The 17,080-nt window shown below is 70.8% G+C and carries 17 protein-coding genes; 7 read left to right on the top strand and 10 right to left on the bottom strand.

What is annotated here, in order from left to right:
* On the bottom strand, window positions 1-496 hold a 496-nt coding region (locus FNH04_RS22660; protein ID WP_322723558.1), incomplete at its 3' end, for a TetR/AcrR family transcriptional regulator.
* Between the two features lie 157 nt (window positions 497-653).
* Window positions 654-1,415 carry an SDR family oxidoreductase gene (locus FNH04_RS22655; RefSeq protein WP_322723556.1) on the bottom strand — a complete coding sequence of 254 codons (762 nt, stop codon included), beginning with the start codon at window positions 1,413-1,415 and terminating at the stop codon, window positions 654-656.
* A gap of 245 nt (window positions 1,416-1,660) precedes the next feature.
* On the opposite strand from FNH04_RS22655, the gene FNH04_RS22650 reads away from it, so the two are divergent.
* Both FNH04_RS22650 and FNH04_RS22645 read left to right on the top strand, forming a co-directional pair.
* Window positions 1,661-2,911 carry an exo-beta-N-acetylmuramidase NamZ family protein gene (locus tag FNH04_RS22650; RefSeq protein WP_152787074.1) on the top strand — a complete coding sequence of 417 codons (1,251 nt, stop codon included), beginning with the start codon at window positions 1,661-1,663 and terminating at the stop codon, window positions 2,909-2,911.
* A gap of 139 nt (window positions 2,912-3,050) precedes the next feature.
* Window positions 3,051-4,376, top strand: coding sequence for a serine-threonine protein kinase (locus tag FNH04_RS22645; RefSeq protein WP_152787070.1), 1,326 nt, complete (start codon window positions 3,051-3,053; stop codon window positions 4,374-4,376).
* A 33-nt stretch (window positions 4,377-4,409) separates the two neighbouring features.
* Here FNH04_RS22645 and FNH04_RS22640 read toward each other — a convergent pair whose 3' ends face one another.
* A complete protein-coding gene (locus tag FNH04_RS22640) occupies window positions 4,410-7,208 on the bottom strand; it encodes a penicillin acylase family protein (protein ID WP_152787068.1) in 2,799 nt (932 codons plus the stop codon).
* Window positions 7,209-7,493: 285 nt separating this feature from the next.
* On the opposite strand from FNH04_RS22640, the gene FNH04_RS22635 reads away from it, so the two are divergent.
* A complete protein-coding gene (locus FNH04_RS22635; RefSeq protein WP_152787066.1) occupies window positions 7,494-8,102 on the top strand; it encodes a hypothetical protein in 609 nt (202 codons plus the stop codon).
* 74 nt (window positions 8,103-8,176) lie between these two features.
* On the opposite strand, the gene FNH04_RS22630 is transcribed toward FNH04_RS22635, so the two are convergent.
* On the bottom strand, window positions 8,177-8,695 hold the full coding sequence (locus tag FNH04_RS22630; protein WP_152787064.1) for a hypothetical protein: 519 nt from the start codon (window positions 8,693-8,695) through the stop codon (window positions 8,177-8,179).
* Window positions 8,696-8,770: 75 nt separating this feature from the next.
* Between FNH04_RS22630 and FNH04_RS22625 the strand changes: the two genes are divergently transcribed.
* Window positions 8,771-9,577 (top strand): 3-keto-5-aminohexanoate cleavage protein, encoded by an 807-nt coding sequence (locus FNH04_RS22625; protein ID WP_152787062.1) that lies wholly within the window; start codon window positions 8,771-8,773, stop codon window positions 9,575-9,577.
* Here FNH04_RS22625 and FNH04_RS22620 read toward each other — a convergent pair.
* The gene (locus FNH04_RS22620; RefSeq protein ID WP_152787060.1) at window positions 9,508-10,209 is read right to left on the bottom strand and encodes a hypothetical protein; all 702 of its coding nucleotides are present in this window, start codon (window positions 10,207-10,209) and stop codon (window positions 9,508-9,510) included. The genes FNH04_RS22625 and FNH04_RS22620 overlap by 70 nt on opposite strands.
* 173 nt (window positions 10,210-10,382) lie before the next feature.
* Here FNH04_RS22620 and FNH04_RS22615 point away from each other — a divergent pair, with 173 nt between their 5' ends.
* Complete coding sequence (locus FNH04_RS22615; protein ID WP_152787058.1) at window positions 10,383-11,450, top strand: RNA ligase (ATP); 1,068 nt, start codon at window positions 10,383-10,385, stop codon at window positions 11,448-11,450.
* Between the two features lie 103 nt (window positions 11,451-11,553).
* Here the strand turns inward: FNH04_RS22615 and soxR are convergent, their stop codons facing one another.
* Window positions 11,554-12,120, bottom strand: coding sequence for a redox-sensitive transcriptional activator SoxR (soxR, locus tag FNH04_RS22610; protein WP_322723555.1), 567 nt, complete (start codon window positions 12,118-12,120; stop codon window positions 11,554-11,556).
* A gap of 127 nt (window positions 12,121-12,247) precedes the next feature.
* Here soxR and FNH04_RS22605 point away from each other — a divergent pair, with 127 nt between their 5' ends.
* Window positions 12,248-12,709: a MaoC family dehydratase gene (locus tag FNH04_RS22605; protein WP_152787056.1), complete on the top strand. Its 462-nt coding sequence runs from the start codon at window positions 12,248-12,250 to the stop codon at window positions 12,707-12,709.
* A 139-nt stretch (window positions 12,710-12,848) separates the two neighbouring features.
* Here FNH04_RS22605 and FNH04_RS22600 read toward each other — a convergent pair whose 3' ends face one another.
* The 3 genes from FNH04_RS22600 to FNH04_RS22590 form a co-directional block, all read right to left on the bottom strand.
* Window positions 12,849-13,475, bottom strand: a complete 627-nt coding sequence (locus FNH04_RS22600) for a TetR/AcrR family transcriptional regulator (RefSeq protein WP_152787054.1) — start codon at window positions 13,473-13,475, stop codon at window positions 12,849-12,851.
* A 94-nt stretch (window positions 13,476-13,569) separates the two neighbouring features.
* The gene (locus FNH04_RS22595; protein WP_152787052.1) at window positions 13,570-13,809 is read right to left on the bottom strand and encodes a YiaA/YiaB family inner membrane protein; all 240 of its coding nucleotides are present in this window, start codon (window positions 13,807-13,809) and stop codon (window positions 13,570-13,572) included.
* Between the two features lie 59 nt (window positions 13,810-13,868).
* Window positions 13,869-15,020, bottom strand: a complete 1,152-nt coding sequence (locus tag FNH04_RS22590) for an acyl-CoA dehydrogenase family protein (protein ID WP_322723559.1) — start codon at window positions 15,018-15,020, stop codon at window positions 13,869-13,871.
* Between the two features lie 85 nt (window positions 15,021-15,105).
* On the opposite strand from FNH04_RS22590, the gene FNH04_RS22585 reads away from it, so the two are divergent.
* Entirely contained in the window at window positions 15,106-15,750 is a 645-nt protein-coding gene (locus tag FNH04_RS22585; RefSeq protein WP_152787050.1) for a TetR/AcrR family transcriptional regulator, read from the top strand.
* A gap of 34 nt (window positions 15,751-15,784) precedes the next feature.
* Here FNH04_RS22585 and FNH04_RS22580 read toward each other — a convergent pair.
* A partial coding sequence (locus tag FNH04_RS22580) for an MFS transporter (RefSeq protein ID WP_152787045.1) occupies window positions 15,785-17,080 on the bottom strand: 1,296 nt, incomplete at its 5' end.

The following is a 17,080-nucleotide window of genomic DNA, read 5'->3' as shown; positions in this document are numbered from 1 at the left end:
GCACGGAACCGAAGTGGTAGTCCACCACCAGGTCCGCCGGAGTCGCCGTGGAGAAGACACCCGCCTCCTGCCCCTCCTCCACCAGCGCCCGGAACCGCTCGTGGTACCGGCGCCGTTCGGCCCGCACCTGCTTGTTCTTCTCGGGGCTCAGATGATGCATCGACCGGAAGAAGATCATCGCGTCGTCGAGGTTCTCGATCGTCGTGACGACGACATCCGCCGCGGCGGCCCGGAGCCGCTTCTCGATCGGCTCGTCGGCGTCCGCGAACGCGTCCAGCCGCTCCTGCTGGACCCGCAGCACCCGCGCGTACACCTCGTGCAGCAGATCGTCCTTGGAACCGAAGTAGTGGTACAGCGCGCCCTTGGTGACCCCCGCCGCCTCCACGATCTCCTGCACCGAGGTGCGGTCGTAGCCCCGCTCGGCGAAGAGCCGGGTGGCGGCGGCCAGCAACCGCCGTGGGACGGGCGTACCGTCTCCGTCCGTCGTCCTGGGCACTGCCGCCACCTGCCTTCCCGTCGTCTTCTGTTTTCGCCGTGCCGTTCTCACCCACCGGCCGCCCGCCGGACACCTCCGCGCGGCCGACCCGCCGAACACACGGCCCCTGACGGAGGATCTTCCCACTCTCCAGGATCGGCAACTCGGGCAGGTCGGGTCAGCGCACAGCCTCCCACTTCTGCTGGATGTGGTTCATACCGGTCAGCCAGCGGTCCGGATCAGCGGCCCGCGCCCGGTAGTACTCGGCGGCCTCCGGGTGCGGGAGGATCAGGAAGCGGTCCTCCTCGATCCCCCTGAACAGCGCGTCCGCCACGTCCTCGGGTTCGATCGCGGTCGGCGCGAGCACGATCTCCCCCGCGCTGCCGGACGCGGTGAGCATGTCGGTGCGCACACCCTGGGGGCAGATCGCGTGGACCTTCAGACCGCGGTGGCGGTACGTCAGCGACAGCCACTCGGCGAAGGCGTACGCGCCGTGCTTGGTGACGCTGTAGGGCGCGGCACCGATCATGGTCAGCAGCCCGGCGGCCGAGACGGTCGAGACGAAACGGCCGCTGCCGCGCTCCAGCCAGGCGGGGAGCAGTTCCCGGGCCGCGCGCACGTGGGCCATCACGTTGACGTCCCAGGCGAGCGCCCAGACCGCCTCCTCGGCCGACTCCGTGCCACCGGAGCCGAGGCCGGCGTTGGCGCAGTAGACATCCACCGTGCCGCCGAGCACGTCGCGGGCCTCGGCGACGATCGCCGAGGCGTCGCCCGGGACCGCGACTCCCCCGATCTCGCCGGCCACGGCCTTCGCCCTGTCCGCGTCCAGGTCGTTGACGACGACCCGTGCGCCCTCGGCCGCGAAACGGCGGGCCAGCGCGGCACCGATACCGCCTCCCGCTCCGGTGACGACCACTCCCGCACCCTGCACGGCTCCCACGCTCGGTCTCCTTCGACGCGACGGCACTCGGCCCAGCCGGACCCTCAGAACTCAGAACCTTGAGAGACTTCAGACTAACCAGTCGGTATGTAGCGAGGGAAGGGTCCTCCAGGACCGTGTGAAGCGTGTGCGCAGCGCCCGCCGACCGCGTTTCCCTCGTTCCGCGTTTCCCTCGTTCCGCGTTCCCGGTTCGCGCGCTAGCGTCCATGGCCCTGACGGTTCCGTCCATCACGGAGGTCACCCCCATGCGCCTGTCGAGACGGGCACTGCTCACCGGCACCACCGCCGCCACCCTGACCGCGGGCTCGGCCCCGGTGGGCCGCGCCGCCGCCGCTCCGGCGGGCGGACGCCGATTACGGACCGGCTTCGAGCGGCTCGCCGCCGGCGGGTACGCGCTGCTCGACGGCGAGCGGGTGGGCGTCGTCACCAACCCGACGGGCGTGACCCGCGACGTCCGCCACATCGTCGACGTGATGCACGCCGACGACCGCGTGGACCTGGCCGCCGTCTTCGGTCCCGAGCACGGCTTCCGGGGCACGGCCCAGGCGGGCGGTTCCGAGGGCCGCTACGACGACCCGGCGACCGGGCTGCCCGTCTACGACACGTACCAGAAGAGCGGCCGGCCGCTCGCCGACGTCTTCACCGCCTCCGGGGTCGACACGGTCGTCTTCGACATCCAGGACGTGGGCGCCCGCTTCTACACGTACATCTGGACGCTGTACGACTGCATGGAGGCCGCCCTGCTCGCGGGCAAGCGGTTCGTGGTGCTGGACCGGCCCAACCCGGTGACCGGACGCTCCGCCCGTGGCCCCGTACTGCACAAGGAGTTCGCGACCTTCGTCGGGCGGCAGCCGATCTCGCAGGCGCACGGGATGACGGTGGCGGAGCTGGCGCGGCTGTTCAACGGGGAGTTCCTGACCACGCCCGTACCGCTGGACACCGTTGCGATGTCGGGGTGGGGGCGGTCGGACTTCTACGACTCGTCCGGGCTCCCCTGGGTGCCGCCGAGTCCCAACATGCCGACGCCCGACACGGCCCTCGTGTACTCGGGGACGTGTCTCTTCGAGGGCACGAACCTGTCGGAGGGGCGCGGGACCACCCGGCCGTTCGAACTGCTCGGAGCGGAGGGGATCGACCGGCGCTGGGCCGAGGCCGTGAACCTGCTCCGGCTGCCCGGTGTCCACTTCAGGGAGGCGTACTTCACGCCCACGTTCTCCAAGTTCCAGGGCAGGACGGTCGGGGGTGTGCAGATCCATGTCCACGACCGGGCCGCGTACGACCCCGTACGCACCGGTGTCGCCCTGCTCGTGACCGCGAAGAGCGTCTGGAGCGGCTTCGCCTGGCGGCCCGACCACTGGATCGACAAGCTGACCGGCTCCGCGCGGGTGCGCACGATGATCGACGCGGGCGCGGGCACGGACGAGGTCGTCGCGGGCTGGCAGGACGAGCTCGCGGAGTTCCGGCGCGTGCGCCGGGAGTACCTCCTGTACGGCTGAACCGGCCCCGTCGGCCCGTCGGTTCACCGGCACATCAATTCGGGTGTGTCCGGTCGTACGCGACGTATGGCCAACCGGCGCCCCCGGCGGGACGATGCGCGCAGAGCGCACGACCGACGGGGGCCGAAGGGGGCTCGGCATGGCGGATCAGGACGTGAGCGTGACTCCCTACTGGGAGCTGACCTTCGACGCGGACGGTGACGTGGACCGCGGGCAACGGGACCGGCTGCTCGGGGAGGTCGTGGAGCGCGGGGTGAAGGACCTGGTGTTCTTCGCGCACGGCTGGAACAACGACCGTTCCGGCGCGACCCGGCTCTACAGCCGCTTCTTCGAGCCGTTCCCCGCGCTCGCGCCGGGGGCGGGCCTCGGGTACGTGGGCGTCCTGTGGCCGTCGATGCGGTTCTCGGACGAGCCGATCCCCGACCTGCCGAAGTCGGTGGTCGCGGAGGTCCCTGCGGCCGCGCGCCCGGTGCTCGACAAGGGCACCCGGCACGCGCTGCTGGAGGTCTTTCCGGGGCGGGCCACGGTCGTGGAGCAGTTGGCACGGCTGCTGGACCAGCAGCCGGACGAGAGCGCCTCGCTGGAGGAGTTCGGGCGGCTCGTACGCCTGCTGGTGGAGGTACGGCCGCAGGGTCCGCAGGCGGCGTTCGCGGCGGACACGCTGGCCGAGGGCGTGCCGGAGGGCGACCCCGAGATGCTGTTCGGGGACACGGTGGCGATGTGCGGGGAGTTCGCGGAGGCACTGGCACAGAGCGAGAACGGCTCCGGTGCCGCAGCCGCCGCCGTACAGCCGCAGTTGTGGGACGGCGGCAAGGAACTGCTGCGCCAGGCCACCTACTTCGCGATGAAGCGGCGCGCGGGCACGGTCGGTGAGCGCGGACTCGGGCGGGCCGTCGGGCAGCTCGCGCACACGGCACCCGACGTACGCGTGCACCTCGTGGGGCACAGCTTCGGGGGGCGGCTGGTGTCGTTCGCGCTGCGCGGGCTGCCCGAGGGCGTGCGCACGGTGAAGTCGGTGACGCTCCTTCAGGCCGCCTTCTCCCATTACGCCTTCGCGGCCCGGCTCCCCCACGACACACGGTCGAGCGGGGTCCTGAACGGTCAGCACAAGCGCATCGACGGCCCCCTGGTGTGCTGCCACTCCCGCCATGACTCGGCGCTCGGCACGATCTACCCGCTCGCCTCCCGTATGGCGGGCGACGCCCGCGCGATCACCGGCTTCGGCGTCGGGAGCCTCCTGGGCAAGAAGTGGGGCGCGCTGGGGTACGGCGGGGTGCAGGCCGTGAAGGGCACGCGCTCGTATCTGCTGGCCGACGCGCTCAAGGCCCGGCTGCCCTCGTCCGGCTGCGTGAACATCGACGCCGCCGCGGTGGTGAAGCGCGGCGGGCCGCCCGCCGGTGCCCACAGCGACATCTGCCACAGGGAGCTGGCGCGGGTGGTGCTGGCGGCGGGCCGAATCGCCTGACCCGCCGCCGCGTACCTCACCGCCGTGGCCGTGTTACCGGTGCGAGGTGAACTCCACCACCTGCTGGAACGTCGGCCGGTTCTGCCAGCTGATCTTGCTGTGCTTTATGCCGCCGAGCGGGCGCTGGATGATCGAGTCGGCGCACCACTGGTCACCGGCCGAGCAGTTCTCGTCGCCCGGGTAGACCTGCGCCGCGGTCTTTCCGGCCGCCTCCTTCAGGGTGCTGATCAGGACGTTCCGGCAGCCGCTGAGGGTGCCGCCGCCGCAGTACTTCCGGTCCAGGCCGCCCTGCACCGAGTCACCGAGCACCGCCCGGATGTCCTTGTCGACGTAGGACCACCAGCCGTACTGGAAGGAGCTGCCCGCGTGCGAGCCGGTGGGCCCGTGCGCGGCCGACGGGGACTCGTCGATCGGCAGGTTGGCGTTCATGGCGGTGTACAGCTCGCTGCCGAGGCCCGGTTCGAACTCGGCCTTCACCAGCAGCGGCCACCAGGCGTCCAGGACGCGGATCGCCTCGGCGTTGGCGTAGGTCTTGGAGCCCGCCGAGGTCTCGGTGCGCCTGGCGCCCGCCGACACCCAGGTCTGCAGCTTGGTGACGGCCGCCGCGACCGTGGAGTCCGTGACCGTCGAGGAGTTGACGACCCTCAGCAGCTTGGGCAGCACGTCCTCGGCGCGCAGGTCGGCGAGGCCCGCCTCGGCCATCGCCTTCACGAGCTGGGCCCTGGTGACGCCGCCCGCGGCCACCAGCTTCTTCACCCGGTCGTCGAGGAGGTTGCCGCGATGCACCGAGCCGTTGCCCCAGGGGGCCGTCGTGTAGTCCTTGGCCTGCTTGTTGTTCCAGGAGATGTAGTAGTCCTGGTCGATGGAGTTCGGGTGGGCCGACGCGGGCGTGTAGTCGGCGGTGTTGGTCGCCGGGTCCCAGCCCCGCCACTCGTACGCGGACCGCGCCCACACCGGGAACTCCGCGTCGACCCCGTTCGCGCGCACCGGGTTGTCACCGCTGTTGTAGTACGCGGTGTGCTCGGAGTCGGCGTAGAACCAGTTGAAGGTGTAGTTGATGTGCTGCACCGCCTCCTGGAAGTCCTCCGGGCCCTTGACGAAGCCGGGGTCGTTCAGCATCTGGAAGCCGATGATCGAGTCGGCCTCGTGCATGAAGGAGGAGCGCAGGGTGGTGTACGCGACCTTCTTGCCGCCGACCGTCGCGCGGTGCGTCACCGGTCCGTACTTCGTGCGCCAGACCTGCATGCGGTAGGAGCCCGCCGCGGTGTCGTCGGCGGTGGTGGGCTTCCAGGCGTTGGTCTGTTCGACCTTCTCCATCGCCGTGCAGGTGCCGTTGTAGAGGTAGTGGGTGTCGTCCTGGCACAGCTCGACCGCGTAGGTGTCGATGATGTCCTGGCCGGAGGTGGTGGCGCTCCAGGAGTAGTCCTGGCCGCGGCCGAGTTCGACGTACATGCTCAGACCCGCGAAGGAGGCGCCGCGGGCGCTGATGCCCGGGCCCTGGATCTCCTGGAGCAGGAGCAGCTGGGGTGCGAAGTAGCCGGTCTGGGGGCCGAAGACGGCGATCGGGTGGCCGCTGGCGGTGTGCTCGCCGCTGACCACGAGGGCGTTGGACATACCGCGCTTCGCCGAGCTGAGGGCGCTCGCGGTCGCCGTGGCCGAGGTGCTGGTGGCGGTGGAGCCGGCCGCGCTGCCGGTGCGGTCGTAGACCAGCGGCTCCTCGGTCACCGAGCCGTCGTCGGGGAGGGCGATGCCCTGCGGGTCGTCGGGCTTCGTCGCGTACGGGAAGCTGCCGTCGTGGACGGTGAGCACGGCCTCGGGGTCGTTGCGCTCACGGAAGGACTCCCAGAGCTTGGTGCCCTCGGCGACGCCGTACTTCTCCTGTGCGGCCAGCAGGGAGATCGCGTTGTTGACCTCGCCGCCGCCTCCGGAGCCGAAGAGGGCTCCGATGACCGAGCCCAGCGCCACCAGGTCGGTGATCTTGAACTTCTCGATGGTCCCGGCGTTGGTGACGGAGTCCTTGTGGCCGGTCAGGACGTACTCGCCGGGGAAGTAGCGGCCGCTGTCGGAGGCGTCGATATAGGCGTTGATGCCGTCGAGGTAGGCGTTCGCGTCGGCGAGTGCCTGCCGGCCGCGCTCGCCGTTCGTCGCGACCGCGTTGTCGATCTGGGCCTGCAGATCGGCTTCGGTGTACGGCGCGTGGCGCCAGAACTCCTGCTCCAGGCCCTGGTTGGAGGGGTCACCGCCCGCGAAGGGCGTCAGCTTGCCGCGGCCCACGTGCCGGAAGACGTCCATCAGCCACAGCCGGTCCTGTGCGGCCGCATAGCCGGCTCCGAACTCGGTGCCGTATCTGGTGGTACCGGTGATGTGCGGCACACCCGTCTTCTTGTCGCGGACGATCGTGACGTCCGTGCGGCCGGCGGGCTTGAGGGTGGAGGCGACCTGGTCGGAGGCAACGCCGAAGGAGGCGTCGTTGAAGAAGTCGTTGATCTTGGCGTTGGTGAGACCGGAGTACCCGGTGGCCAGGTTGGCGTACGGCCCGAGCTGGTTGGAGGCGTTCTCCGGCATGGAGCCGAAGGCCTGGTTGAGGAGGATCTGGGCGAGGGTGGCGTTGCCGTTCTGACCTGGCGGAAGGATGTCGGAACACTGCCCGCCGCAGTAGTCGTCGGCGGCCGCCGCCGCTTCGACGGCGGCCGTGTCCGCGGCCGCCGCTTGGGAAAGCGGCGACAAAAGTCCGGCAATGAGGATGCATACGGATGCGCTCTTGAGGAACTCCGTGAATCTGTTGGGAGTTCTCACTCTGTCGAGCGTGGTGCGTGGGGTGCGCCAGGGCATGGCAACTCCTCCTGACGGGGGGTGGGGCCAGAGGTTACCGCCGGTATCCCCGGGTTTGAAGATGAGCATGCGTCAACATTTGGAAATCACCACGGCCGTCGGCACCGACATGGGCCGACGGGACGGGGGAAGGCGGCCATGAACCGCTCGACAGCCGGCTTACGGGGGCCATCCGAAATCGGATGGAGCCGAATCGCGTGTCGATACGTCTATTCGGCGACGTCCCGAACGAACGACGCCGAAGTGACCGAAGTACAGGTGCAGGTGTGACGGAGGTGCAGGGCGATGGCCGGTTTCCGGAGTCTCGCGAGACAGGTGCGCGATCCGAGGTGCGATCTGGCACTGCGGCGTTATTCGCTGCGCAAGTGCCTGGAGAGGTTCGCCCCTTACGGACATAGGGCGACCTGGGACCATTTGTGCTCCCGGGCCGGGTTCGGTCCCGAGGACCGTTCCCCGGATCCAGCGCGGCTCGTGGCCGCACTGGACGAGCTGGAGGAGGCCCGCTCCGTCTGGCTCGCCTACGAGGGGGAGTTCGCGCGGCGCCGCAAGAAGGAGAAGCACGACGGGCTGCGCAGGCCGGGCAGTATCGACGACTGGCACCGGCTGACCTGGGGGGGCTTCGGCGTCGCGTGGTGCGACGATCCGCGGGTCCACCCCCGTGAACCACTGGCCGAGGTGCTGCGCCGGCTGATCGCCGCGCTGGAGCGCGAACCGGGCAGGGTCTGCCCGGTGTGCGAGGGCGAGCGCCTCACCTGGAAGTACGACCTGGCCCACGAACCCTCGTCGGGCCCGGTCTGCACCGAGTGCGGCATCGTGGTTCCGCGCCCCGTGCTGACACCCGAGGCGCTGGCGGACGCCAGGCGCACTCGGGCGCGACTGCTGGTGTCGGCGTAAGGGCGGCGGGGGTGCGATGGGGATGCCGCACCCCCGTGCGATGAGTGGGACGGCGCGTCAGCCGGGGCAGTACCTCATGGCTCCTTGACGTCCGTGTGGATGGCGAGCTTGAACTCGGCGAGGGTGATCGGCGTGGCGATCTTCCCGTCTCTCAGGCCGCGCGCCGATATCTTCAGCCCGAGCGGCGTCTTCCGGTTCACGAACATCTGCCAGATGTACGTCCGGTACTGGCCGCCCCGGGTGATCGTGCTGTCACTGGTGGCCGTCGAGTCGTACCCCGACGAGGCGCCCAGCGGATCGCGCACGAACCGGGCCCGGTACTCCACGGCTCTGACGTCCGCCTCCCAGAAGACCATCGCGGACAGCACACCCCACCCTTCGTGACTGGGCCAGATCAGCCCGGAGCGCGCCTCGGGGAACTTGGCCGGCTTCTGGCCGCCCTTCGCCGGATCGTGCATCTTCCAGGGGTCGTACGACTCCTCGTTCTCCCCGTAGGGGAAGCGCACGAGGTGGTAGCCGTCCTTGTCGTACGTGATCTTCTGGGGCCCCGACCGCGCGGCCTCCCACTTCAACGAGCTGACCACGACGCTCATCGGTACTCCTCTTCCTGGGCCGGGATCCCTTCGGAACACGGCTCGTTGTCAGTGGCGCCTGGCAGCATCGGGGGCATGATGCAGGTCTGCCTGAACGGGGCCCGGGGGGCGGGCGACGGTGCGGTGGTGCCCCTGTCTCCGGGGGCACTGGCCGAGTCGGCGGCCGAGGCCGTCGCGGCCGGGGCGTCCGATGTGCATGTGCATATCAAATCTCCCTGTGGACAGGACACGTGGTCGGCGAGGGCGGTTGCGGCGACGGTCGTGGAGATTCGGTCAAGGGTCTGTGTGCCGGTCGGAGTGGCCGGCGGCTCCTGGGCGGACCCCGCTCCGGCCGCCCGCCTGGAGCGTGTGCGCTCATGGGAAGTTCTTCCCGACCACGCCTCGGTCAACTGGCACGAGCCGGGCGCGGAGGAGATCGCGGCGGCGCTCCTGGAGCGCGGAATCGGTGTGGAGGCCTGCATCAGGTCCGGCACGGACGCCGCCGAACGGTTCACCGCGTCCCCGCTCGCCCCCCACGTGCTCCGTGTGCGCGCGGAGGTGACGGACCCCTCGGCGGACACGGCGGAGGGGTCGGCCCGCGCGCTACTGGCCGAGCTGGGGGACGCCCTCCCCCAAGCTCTCGGCTCCGCCCGAGCGGGGAGGTACCCCCATCGGCCCGTCCTCCTGCACGGGGCGGAGGGCGGCGCCTGGCCGGTGCTGCGGCTGGCCGGACGACTGGGGCTCGCGACCCGTACGGGCCTGGCGGACACGCTGGTCCTGCCGGACGGGGAACGGGCCGTGTCGAACGCCCGGTTGGTGGCGGAGGGGCTCGCTCAGTACAGGCGGTCCCTGCGCTCCGGGCAGGGCAGCGCGAGCGCGCCCGCACGGGTGGCGAGGCCGTAGTCCCGGGATTCGAGACGTGCGGGAGCCTCATGGGCGAGCCAGGACTGGAGCTCTCGCACATCGGTGTCCCAGGCGTTGCCGAACAGGAACGGCGAGCGGTCGGAGAGCAGGTCGTCCAGCCACTGTTCCACGCAGCGCAGGAGATGCGCGTCGGCCACGGGGCCGGAGCCCCAGCGGTCGAGCAGCGGGGCGAAGGAGCCGAGGACGGCGGAGCAGGCCTGGAAGACGTCCTCGACCGGATGCGGCGGCTCCGGCGTCGCCAGGACCTCCTCCCACCAGGCCGACACGAACGCCTCGACGGCGGCGGCCTGTTCGGCGGGCCACAACCGCCAGTCCACCTCGCTCAGCCCGTGATTCCGCCAGCCGACCGGCCCCAGCGTGCCGTCCGCCAGCGCCCGTGCTCCCTGCGGGAGCAGACGGCGCATCACCGCGGCGTGGTCGTGGAAGTGGTCGGCGACCTCGAAGACGTACATCTCCAGCACGTCCGGCGGCACGCGCGTGTTCGGCGTGCGCAGGTAGGCGGTCTGCTCCGGCAGATGGCAGCGCCCGCAACCGGTCTCGCCGGGGCTCGTGAAGCCGTCGAAGACGGTGTCGACGGCCGCGAGCGCGGACTCGAGGGCGGGTGAGTGCATGGAGGCCGGTCCCGTCAGGACTCCGTGCCGGGCGGTTCGCCCCGGCCGAAGAGCGTGACCGTACCAGCCGCAAATCCGTTCGCTCCACCCCTTTCCCGTACGGACAGTTGGGGGCGATGACTCCACCAGAGCACCCACGTCCCTGAGGACCCGAGGACCCGAGGAGAGCCCCGATGTCGACGCTGCGCGTCACCGCCGAAGTGCTGACCGTCCATGAGCATCCGAACGCAGACGCGCTCGAACTGGCCCAGGTGGGCCTGTACCGGGCCGTCGTCGCGAAGGGCGCCTACCGCACCGGTGAGACCGCCGTCTACATCCCGGAGCAGTCGGTGCTCCCGGCCGGGCTGATCGAGGAGCTGGGGCTGACCGGACGGCTGGCGGGCGGCAACGCGGACCGCGTCAAGGCGGTGCGGCTGCGCGGTGAGCTGTCGCAGGGCATCGTGTGCCGCCCGAAGGCGCTCGCGGCCGTGGATCTGGCTCGGGCCGCCACCGAGGGAACCGACTTCGCGGAGCGGCTGGGCATCACCAAGTGGGTGCCGCCCATCCCGCCCACGATGAACGGCGACGTGGAGTCCGCGCCCGACCTCCTGCCCTGGGTCGACATCGAGAACATCCAGCGCTACCCGGACATCTTCACCCCCGGCGAGCCGGTGGTCCTGACCGAGAAGCTGCACGGCTCGGCCTGCCTGCTGACCTACGTGGCCGACGGGGGCCGCGTCCACGTCTCCTCCAAGGGCTTCGGTTCGAAGTCCCTCGCCCTGAGGGAGGACCCGCGCAACCTGTACTGGCGCGCGGTGCACGGTCACGGGGTGGCCGAGGCCGCGGCCCGGATCGCCGAGCGGCTCGGGGCGCGCCGGGTGGGTGTCTTCGGTGAGGTGTACGGGGCCGGGGTGCAGGACCTGACGTACGGCGCCGACGGTCGCCGCGACACGCTCGGCTACGCCGTCTTCGACGTGTCCGCGGAGATCGACGGCCAGGTCCGCTGGCTGAACGCGGCGGACCTGCTCGACGGCGGACTGCCGCTCGTCCCGCGGCTGTACGAGGGCCCGTACGACATCGACCGCGTCCTGGAGGTGGCAACCGGCCGGGAGACCGTCTCGGGGCGCGGGCTGCATCTGCGCGAGGGTGTGGTGATCCGCCCGGCAACCGAGCGGTACAGCCCGGTGACCGGCGGACGGGCCATCGCGAAGGCGGTCAGCCCGGCGTATCTGACGCGGAAGGGCGGGACCGAGTACGAGTGACGCCCGCGGGGTCACCGAGGACGGGTGACTCCCGGGGCCGCGCAGAAGTGACTCCCACGGGATCGGGGGATCCGTGGGCCGGGGAGCCCGGAGGCCGTGCCGCTCAGCGGCAGCCGCCGGGCTCCTCCCGTTCGGGCGTCCGCTCGCACCCCTGCTCGGGCACCGGCCCGGATTCCCGCTCGGGCGTCCGCTCGGCTCGCCGCCGTACGCCGTTCCCGCGCTCGACCATGAGGCGGGAGCCGCTCCGCCGCTCGCCGAAGGCGTCGTCCGGGTTGGAGAGCACACAGGTGTCCAGGGACAGGCAGCCGCAGCCGATGCAGTCGGTGAGGTGGTCGCGCAGCCGGTTGAGCTGTTTGATGCGTTCGTCGAGCTCGGACCGCCAGACCTCGGAGAGGTGGGCCCAGTCCTGTCGGGTGGGCGTGCGTTCCTCGGGCAGTTCGGCGAGGGCGTCGCGGATCGTGGCGAGCGGGATGCCGACGCGCTGCGCGGCCCGTACGAAGGCGACGCGGCGCAGTGTGTCACGGCTGTAGCGGCGCTGGTTGCCGGAGGTGCGGCGGCTGTTGATCAGGCCCTTGGACTCGTAGAAGTGCAGGGCGGAGACTGCGGCGCCGCTGCGGGCCGACAACTGGCCGACGGTCAACTCGTGGATCTTCTCGGGGATCTGGGGCACCCCTCAGAGCCTACTCATCGCGTCACCCGGCCGGTCCGTTGACAGGGGCCTTCCGCCGGACCATGCTAAGCAGTTGCTTAGAGAGATCGCTTGACATGGGCGGCGCAGACACACGGGAGGCCGGAGCATGGCAGAGCCGAGGACGTTCAGGTCCGCCGACGAGCTCAAGGCGGCGGTGGGCGAGCAACTGGGGTACAGCGACTGGCTGGAGATCGACCAGAAGCGGATCGACCTGTTCGCGGACGCCACGGGCGACCACCAGTGGATCCATGTGGACCCGGAGAGGGCGGCGACGGGTCCCTTCGGGACGACCATCGCGCACGGGTACCTGACCCTGTCGCTGCTGCCGCTCCTGGTGCCGCAGGTGATGAAGGTCGACAACATCAGGATGGGCGTCAACTACGGCACGAACAAGGTGCGCTTCCCCGCACCCGTCCCCGTGGGTTCGCGGCTGCGCGCCACGGCGGCCCTCAAGGAGGTCACCGAGGCGGGTGGCGGCGTCCAGGTGACGGCCGCGGTCTCCGTGGAGCGCGAGGGCGGGGACAAGCCGGTGTGCGTCGCGGAGTCGATCTCGCGCTACTACTTCTAGTTCCGCACTGCTTCTGGTTCCGCACTGCTTCTGGTTCCGCACTGCTTCCGGTTCCGCACTGCTTCCGGTTCCGTCTTGCCCTGAGCCCGCCAGGGGCGTGTTCCGGCTCCGCCCGACTCTGGGCCCGCCGGGGGCGTGGCTACCCCTTGGCCCCCACCATCCGCAGCACGAGGTCGGCGTACAGCGCGCCGACCTCGTCGGGCGTCCTGGGGCCGTTCACGTTGAACCAGCGGGCCACGTCGATGCACAGGGAGAGCACCGCGAGGGTGGTGCCCCTGACGTCGGGGACGTCGAAGTCGCCCGCCGCCACGCCGTCCTCGATGATCCCGCGCACGGCCGCGTCGTTGCGCCGCCGCAGCTCCACGATCTCGGCGCGCGCGTCCGGGCCGAGGGCGTCCAGTTCGTACTGCACGACCCGCGCGACGGTGTGCTGGCCGGCGTGCCACCGGACGAAGGACCGTACGGCCTCGGCGAGCCGCTCGGCGGGGGTGCCCTCGCTGTCCGCGGCCGTCCGCAGCACGTCGAGCGCCTTCTCGTGCCCGATGCGGCTGATCCGGTGGAGCAGCTCTTCCTTGGTCTTGTAGTGGATGTAGAGCGCGGCCGGGCTCATACCCGCGCGGCCCGCGATGTCACGGGTCGTCGTCGCGTGATAGCCGCGTTCGGCGAAGGCCTCCACCGCGGCGACGAGCAACCGCCGGGCCGCGTCCGGGGTGACCTCGCCCCACGGCTGCGGCTCGCCGCCGACCGTCTCCTCCGCCGTACTCATCTCTCGCTCGTCCCTTCCCGTGGCAGGACGAATACCATACCTCCGAAGGTGAGCGGTTGCTTAGAGAGGCCGTTCAGGGCCGTGCGCGACGCGCTCAGAGCCTCTCGAACGGGTGGTAGGACCGGTCCTCCTGCTTGTCCCGGATCACCTTGGCCAGAGTGAAGGCGGAGGTCACCAGGTAGAGGACGGCGATGCCGAGGAACGCGCGCACCCAGGCGTCGGCCTCCAGCTTGAAGATGCCGATCGTGGTGGCCACCATCGCGACCACGAAGGAAGCGACGGCCTGCCCGAAGTAGGCGGATGTGGACTGCTGCTTGACCGTTGTCTCACTCATGCGGACAAGGATCGGCGGACGTGGCCACCGCCACATCCGCCGTCGTACTCAGCGCGTACTCAGAACGCCGAAACCCCGGTCAGCGCCCGCCCGATGACGAGCTTCTGTATCTGGCTGGTCCCCTCGTACAGGGTCATGACGCGGGCGTCCCGCAGCAGTTTGCCGACCGGGTACTCGTCGATGTAGCCGTATCCGCCGAAGACCTGGAGGGCGTTGTTCGCGGCGCGTACGGCGGCCTCGGAGGAGAAGAGCTTGGCCTTGCTGGACTCGGTGGCGAAGGGGAGCCCGCGGTCGACGAGGTCGGCGACGCGCCAGGTGAGCAGCCGGGCCGCGTCGACGTCCACGGCGATGTCGCTGATCAGCTCCTGCACCAGCTGGTGGTGCGCGATGGTCTTCCCGAACTGCTCGCGCTCGGTCGCGTACGCCACGGCCGCGTCCAGCGCCGCCTGGGCGATCCCGACGCAGCCCGCGGCCACCGACATCCGCCCCTTGGCCAGGGCGGACATGGCCACCGTGAACCCCTTGCCCTCGGGCCCCAGCAGGGCGCTCGCGGGCACCCGCACCCCGTCGAGGACCAGTTCGGCGGTGGCCTGCCCGCGCAGACCGAGTTTGCCGTGCACGGCGCGGCGGGTCAGTCCGGGCGTGTCCGTGGGCACGAGGAAGGCGGAGACGCCCTTGTGGCCGGGGGCGTCGGTGGACCGCGCGAAGAGCAGCACCACATCGGCCCAGGTCCCGTTGGTGATGAACATCTTGGAGCCGTTGATGACGTAGTCGTCCCCGTCCCGCACGGCCCGGGTGGACAGGTTTCCCGCGTCGGACCCGGTACCGGGCTCGGTGAGGCCGAAGCACCCCACGTACTCCCCCGCCGTGAGCCCCGGCAGCCACCGCCCCTTCTGCTCCTCGCTGCCCCAGTGCGCGACGGTCTTGGCGACGAGCCCGAGCGAGACGGAGACGATCCCGCGCACGGAGGAGTCGCCCCGCCCCAGCTCCTCGGTGACCAGGCAGTACGCGAGGTGGTCACCGCCGGAGCCGCCGTACTCCTCGTCGATGGTGAGCCCGAGGAACCCGACGTCACCGAGCCGCTTCACGATGCCCCGGTCGACGGCCTCGGCGCGGTCCCACTCGACGACGTGCGGCGCGATCTCGCCCGCCACGAAGTCCCTCGCGAGCTGTCGGACGGCGGTCTGCTCCTCGCTGAGCCCGAGATTCACCACACGTCACTCCCCGGCGAGACGGCGCGTCACGGCACGTAAATTACCACTGCTAGTTTTCTTTCCCGGCCCTACTATGTGCGCCATGGCCCGACCGCGCAAGCCCCTCCTGAGCACCGACCGGATCGTGACGACGGCACGGGAACTGGTGGACGCGGAGGGCCTGTCGGCGGTCTCGACCCGCCGTCTCGCCGCCGAGCTGGGCGTGAGCGGGCCGTCCCTCTACAACCACTTCCGCACGAAGGACGACATCCTCGACGCCGTCGCGGACTCGGTGAGCGCGCAGGTCGACCTCTCGATGTTCGAGGACGGCCGCGACTGGCGTACGGCGCTGCACGACTGGGCCGTCTCGTACCGTGCCGCCCTGCGCGACCACCCGAACATCGTCCCCGTCCTCTCCCGCGGCCCCGGGCGCCGCCCGGCCGGTCTCCGTGTCGCCGACGCCGTCTTCGGCGCGATGGTCGAGGCCGGCTGGCCTCCGGCCCAGGCGACGTCCATCGGGGCCCTCATGCGGTACTTCGTCATGGGCTCCGCCCTCGGCTCCTTCGCGGGCGGTTTCGTCGACGACGCGACGGCGTACGACCCGGCCGCGTACCCCCATCTGAGCCAGGCGCATCTGCTCGCCGACCAGCAGGAGAAGATCGACGAGCGGGCCTTCGAGACGGGGCTGACGGCTCTCCTGGACGGCCTCGCGGCCCAGTTCGAGCAACTGCGGCGGGGACGCTCCTAGGGGACGTCCCCGGGGGCGTCCCCCAAAAGCGTCCCTAGGGGGTGTCGCCGTCCTGTGTCACCCTCCCCGCCAGCACCTTGATGGACACCAGCGCGATCGCGGCCAGCCCGATGATGTACGCGGAGACCGCCATGCTCGTCCCCGTCGCCTCCAGCAGCAGCACCATGACGAAGGGCGCGAGCCCGCCGCCGAACACCGCCGCGATCTGGTAGCCGAGCGAGGCGCCCGTGTACCGCATCTCGGGGGTGAACAGCTCGGCGAACAGGGCGGCCTGAGGGCCGTACATGATGCTGAGGAAGCAGCCGGCGACGAACGTGCCGACGGCCAGCCACAGCAGCGAACCCGTGTCGATGAGCAGGAACATCGGCACGGCCCACAGGGCGATACCGGCGGCGCCGAACGCGTAGATACGGATGCGTCCGACGCGGTCGGAGAGGGCCGCGGCGGCCGGGATGAGCACGAGCTGGGTGAGGCTCACACAGAGCGACACCGCGAGAACCGCACCGCGCTTCATGTCGAGTTCGCGGGTCGTGTAGTCGAGGACGCCGGTGATCAGGATGTAGAAGGTCGCGGTGTTCACCGCGAAGGAGCCGCCCGCCAGGAAGACCGTGCCGAGGTGGCCGCGCAGGATCGTGCGCAGGGGGGAGCTCTGCTCGCCTCTCTCCTTCTCCGCCAGCTTCCGTTCGGCCTCCCGGAACGCGGGGGTCTCCTCGACGTGGCGGTGGATGTACCAGGCGAGGCCGAGTACGAACAGTCCGACGAGGAACGGCACGCGCCAGCCCCAGGCGGTGAACGCGGTGTCGCTCGTGGCCGCGCCCGTGACGAGGAAGACCGTGTTGGCGCTCACCACGCCGATGGGCACGCCGAGCTGGACGAGGCTGCCGTACACACCGCGCTTGCCCTCCGGGGCGTACTCGGTGGCGAGCAGCATGGCGCCGCCCCACTGGGCGCCGACGGCGATGCCCTGGAGGACGCGGAGGAGGACGAGCAGGACCGGAGCGGCGATCCCGATCGTGTCGTACGTGGGGAGGAGACCGATGCCGGTCGTGGCGATGCCCATCAGGGTGAGGGCGAGGACCAGCATGGGCTTGCGGCCGCGCTGGTCGCCGAGGTGGCCGGCGATGATGCCGCCGAGGGGGCGGGCGAGGAAGCCGACCGCGAAGGTGGCGAACGCGGCGAGGACTCCCGCGGAGGGGCTGCCCGCGGGGAAGTAGAGGTCGCCGAGGACGAGTGCGGCGGCTATGCCGAAGACGAAGTAGTCGTACCACTCGACGGCCGAGGCAAGGGCGGCGGCCGTGGCGACCTTGCGGCGGTGCCGGGTGTCGGGGGC

The organism is Streptomyces phyllanthi, assembly GCF_009377205.1.
GTDB classification, from domain to species: domain Bacteria; phylum Actinomycetota; class Actinomycetes; order Streptomycetales; family Streptomycetaceae; genus Streptomyces; species Streptomyces phyllanthi.
Note: the sequence above shows the minus strand (reverse complement) of the source record. Positions and strands in the feature narration are given on the sequence as shown.